This is a genomic window from Bacillus sp. JJ1764 (assembly GCF_036962145.1).
GTDB lineage: Bacteria > Bacillota > Bacilli > Bacillales > Cytobacillaceae > Neobacillus.
This window is the reverse complement of the sequence record NZ_JBALNY010000106.1, coordinates 1-3,360: the sequence shown is the minus strand read 5'-3', so window position 1 is coordinate 3,360 and position 3,360 is coordinate 1. Positions and strand designations below refer to the sequence as shown.

At 35.0% G+C, this 3,360-nt stretch carries 5 protein-coding genes; all 5 read left to right on the top strand.

Translation table 11 applies throughout. The annotated features are described in order from the left end of the window. Positions 1–182 precede the first annotated feature (182 nt). Positions 183–527, top strand: a complete 345-nt coding sequence (locus V7083_RS15250; protein WP_335479289.1) for a cupin domain-containing protein — start codon at positions 183–185, stop codon at positions 525–527. A gap of 100 nt (positions 528–627) precedes the next feature. Beyond that, on the top strand, positions 628–1,023 hold the full coding sequence (locus V7083_RS15245; RefSeq protein ID WP_335479286.1) for a DUF3224 domain-containing protein: 396 nt from the start codon (positions 628–630) through the stop codon (positions 1,021–1,023). Positions 1,024–1,281: 258 nt separating this feature from the next. Then, positions 1,282–1,818: a sigma-70 family RNA polymerase sigma factor gene (locus tag V7083_RS15240; RefSeq protein WP_335479284.1), complete on the top strand. Its 537-nt coding sequence runs from the start codon at positions 1,282–1,284 to the stop codon at positions 1,816–1,818. Between the two features lie 6 nt (positions 1,819–1,824). Next, a complete protein-coding gene (locus tag V7083_RS15235) occupies positions 1,825–3,033 on the top strand; it encodes a sigma-E factor regulatory protein RseB domain-containing protein (protein WP_335479282.1) in 1,209 nt (402 codons plus the stop codon). Positions 3,034–3,075: 42 nt separating this feature from the next. After that, entirely contained in the window at positions 3,076–3,210 is a 135-nt protein-coding gene (locus V7083_RS15230) for a hypothetical protein (protein ID WP_335479280.1), read from the top strand. The last annotated feature ends 150 nt before the right edge of the window (positions 3,211–3,360 follow it).

Below are 3,360 nucleotides of genomic sequence, written 5' to 3'. Positions count from 1 at the left end.
CGCCCACGGAAAGCGAAGTGCCTGGAACGCAAATCAACAGACTTGTTTAACAGACATCCATGAAAAAATTTGCAAATCAATAAATGAAATAACTGCTAAAGTAAAGTTATCCACAGTTATTTCAGGGTAGAGCCTATTAAGAAGATATGCATTTTACCTATTTAATGTAAGGAGTAGCAGAAATGAAGATAAGTAAACAGAACGCCGAACATTACATATGGGGAGACCAATGTGATGGCTGGCATTTAGTTAAAAATAATCATGTAAGTGTCATCCATGAACGCATGCCGGCAAATACTTCAGAAGTAAGGCACTATCACAATCAAGCACAGCAATTTTTCTTTGTTTTATCTGGTAGAGCCACTATAGAAGTGAATGGCGAGCGAATCATTTTAAATCCTAATGAAGGAATCGAAATCCCACCTTTGGTTCCCCATCAAATGATGAATGAATCAAATGGGGATGTGGAGTTTTTAGTCATATCCCAGCCTAATAGCAAGGGAGATAGAGTTTTAATCGATAAATAAGTGCTTTAATGTTAATTTCTTATAAATCTTATTGATAATGGCACTTTTTGGATATTATACTGAAGGTGATTAACAAATAAAAGTGAAGGGAGATTTACGAATGGAGGTATCATTTAGAGTAAGTAAATGGGATGAAAACCCAGTAGATGACACTAGAAAGGAATTTCCTGTTAATATTGCCCATGTCGAATATGATATTGAGGGTGAATTAACAGGAAAAGCTTTTGTTGAATATTTATTATTTTATATAGACTCTTCTATAGACGATGTTCACTTGGCCACCTCTAAAATTTCCGGGTATCTGCATTTCGAAGGAACTTATAAGGGAAAACAGGGGACATTCACGGCTATAGAACAAGGTATATTTGATAAAGGAAATCTAGATTCTCCAGGAACCATCATCAAAGCTACCGGGGACTTAAAAAACTTAAAAGGGACCTATAACTATAGATTTACCGGCGAAGCGAGTAAGATGATTCTAGACTTTAATTTCTAACAAAATTAGTGAAAAGGGCATCTCTGTATATTCAGGAATGTCCTTTTTGTCATACTAGAAAAACTTTCCCTCTTTAGACACCTCGATTCTCTATGGAATTTACATTAATATCTGATTACTTTCCTCTTTAAATCATCGTTTTCCTTTCGATCTTTTTCTACTATAAATATTTTTCCGTAACAAAATATTTGCTTAATAGAACCTTTCCAGATTTGGAATCGTCTATATTACAAAAAAACTAAGGCTGTGAGGATAAATATGCTTGAAGATGTAAATGGGTCTAACCTAGAACCGCCTGATTCCTTCACTCATGAGGAAAAACTAAAGTGGTTAATGGTGACCTATGGGAATGATGTCATTAGAATTGCTTATTCTTATTTAAAGCAAAAACATCTTGCTGAGGATGTAGCGCAAGATGTTTTTATAAAATGCTATGAAAAAATGGATACTTTTCGAAATGAATCATCTTATAAAACGTGGCTCATCAAAATCACCATAAATAAATGTAAAGATGTTCTAAAAAGTTGGTCTTATAAAAATTTATTTATGGTAGATTATTTTACCTTCAAAAATACGCATTCTGGCTGGGAACAAAGGCCTGAGTATGAAAATGATCGGATTTCATATCAGGTGATGAAGCTACCCGTAAAGTTAAGGGAAGTCATTATTCTATACTATTATCATGAGTTTTCCATTGAAGAAATAGCTACTTTATTAAAAACGAATCCAAATACCATAAAAACTAGATTGCATAGGGGTCGCCTAAAACTAAAAGATGATTTAGAGGGAGTGTGAAACATAATGGAAAATAAACGGAATGAAATTAAAAGCAAAATGGATAAAACAGTTTTCCAGGATATACATTTCACCGAAGCCCATCAACAAAAGGTATTAGAGTCGATTAAGCAGGGCAGAGTTCAAAAACGGGAAACCTCCATCCTAAACGGTTTTAATGTCCTTTTGAGTGTCACCGTTACTACCATCCTTTTTATAGGAATTGCCTACTTTGTCGGAAAACAAATGCACTTTTTTGAAAAAGCCCAGAATAACCAGGCAAGCTACCATGAAGAGGAGATCAATAAGGCAAATAAGGATATCATTGTGCCGCCTAAACAGAAAGAAAATATCAAGAATATGACGAAGGAAGAAATCTTAACCAAAATGCTGAATACTGTTGACTATTTTGAGACGGCCAAAGGTTCATTTAAAATGCATTATGATAATAGTCCGCTTACTATGATTATTGAGTATGAATTAAGTTTACATAAGAATGCAGGGGGCTTTAGTAAAATAACAAACTTAGACAATGGACCGAGCCAGGTACTCTATCATTATTATACTGGAGGAAAATTGTGGGACTTAGATGAAAGCAAAGGTGCTTATTTGGAAATGGACTACCAACTGGAAAATTTCTCCTCCAATACATTAACCATAGGGGAGGCTTTTCGTGTAGATAATGACGGAATTAATGTAACAAATATGAGGGAAAGGCCCTTAATTGGCGAGGCTCAAAGTTCCTTGTTTCCCTATGAAATTGCTTCTAACTACACTAGAGATCTAAATAAATGGAACATTGAAAAGCAGAATGAAGAACTATTGGGCCATAACACCCTTGTTATTAAAGGGACGTTAAACAGTTACGCGAAGGTCAAACATAAAGCTGCTACTTTTCGGTTTTGGGTAGATAAAGATACAGGAATATTAGTTAAATATGAGACTTATGATGAGTCTGGAAAAATAGTTGATTATTTACACCCAACAAAACTTGAAGTAAATGTCCCTATTGACAGTAAAAAATTTGTTCCAAATTTAAATGGTTATAAAAAACAAACTATGTATCAAGGGAAAGTGTCAAGTAACATAACTGAAAATAGACAGAATGGATTAACCGAGAATCCTGCGAATAGAGACCATACCACTGTTATTTCTATAGAAAGCCAAAATATGTTAGAAAGCATTCCTTCTATAAAAGGTTGGTCTTTTGTGGCAAAAGCTAAGTCTAATAAATAAAGATTGTGGGGGATAAACTACCCTTGAAAGGGGGAAGTATTGATGGAAAAAGATAAAAAGACACTGGAAAATTTAAGTTATGAATCAGATGGAAAAATGGGTAAAAACAATACTAAGTCAAAGGCAAATGAAAAAGAACAAGCCAACTTTTTTAATACCACTCAAAATAGTGAATAGTGAAAACGGAAAAGCCTGCTTACGTAGTGTAAGCAGGTTTTTCTTGTGCGCCCGGCATGGGTGCAGTCTCTAGGGTGAAAGTCCCGAACCACGAAGGCAGTAGTAGTGGTTAGCTTAACGCAAAGGTGTCCGCGGTGACGCGGAATCTGA

Bases quoted from the DNA above. Each gene is read 5' to 3' on its own strand.
- V7083_RS15230 (WP_335479280.1), top strand. From the start codon at position 3,076: ATGGAAAAAGATAAAAAGACACTGGAAAATTTAAGTTATGAATCAGAT.
- V7083_RS15240 (WP_335479284.1), top strand. From the start codon at position 1,282: ATGCTTGAAGATGTAAATGGGTCTAACCTAGAACCGCCTGATTCCTTC.
- V7083_RS15245 (WP_335479286.1), top strand. From the start codon at position 628: ATGGAGGTATCATTTAGAGTAAGTAAATGGGATGAAAACCCAGTAGAT.
- V7083_RS15250 (WP_335479289.1), top strand. From the start codon at position 183: ATGAAGATAAGTAAACAGAACGCCGAACATTACATATGGGGAGACCAA.
- V7083_RS15235 (WP_335479282.1), top strand. From the start codon at position 1,825: ATGGAAAATAAACGGAATGAAATTAAAAGCAAAATGGATAAAACAGTT.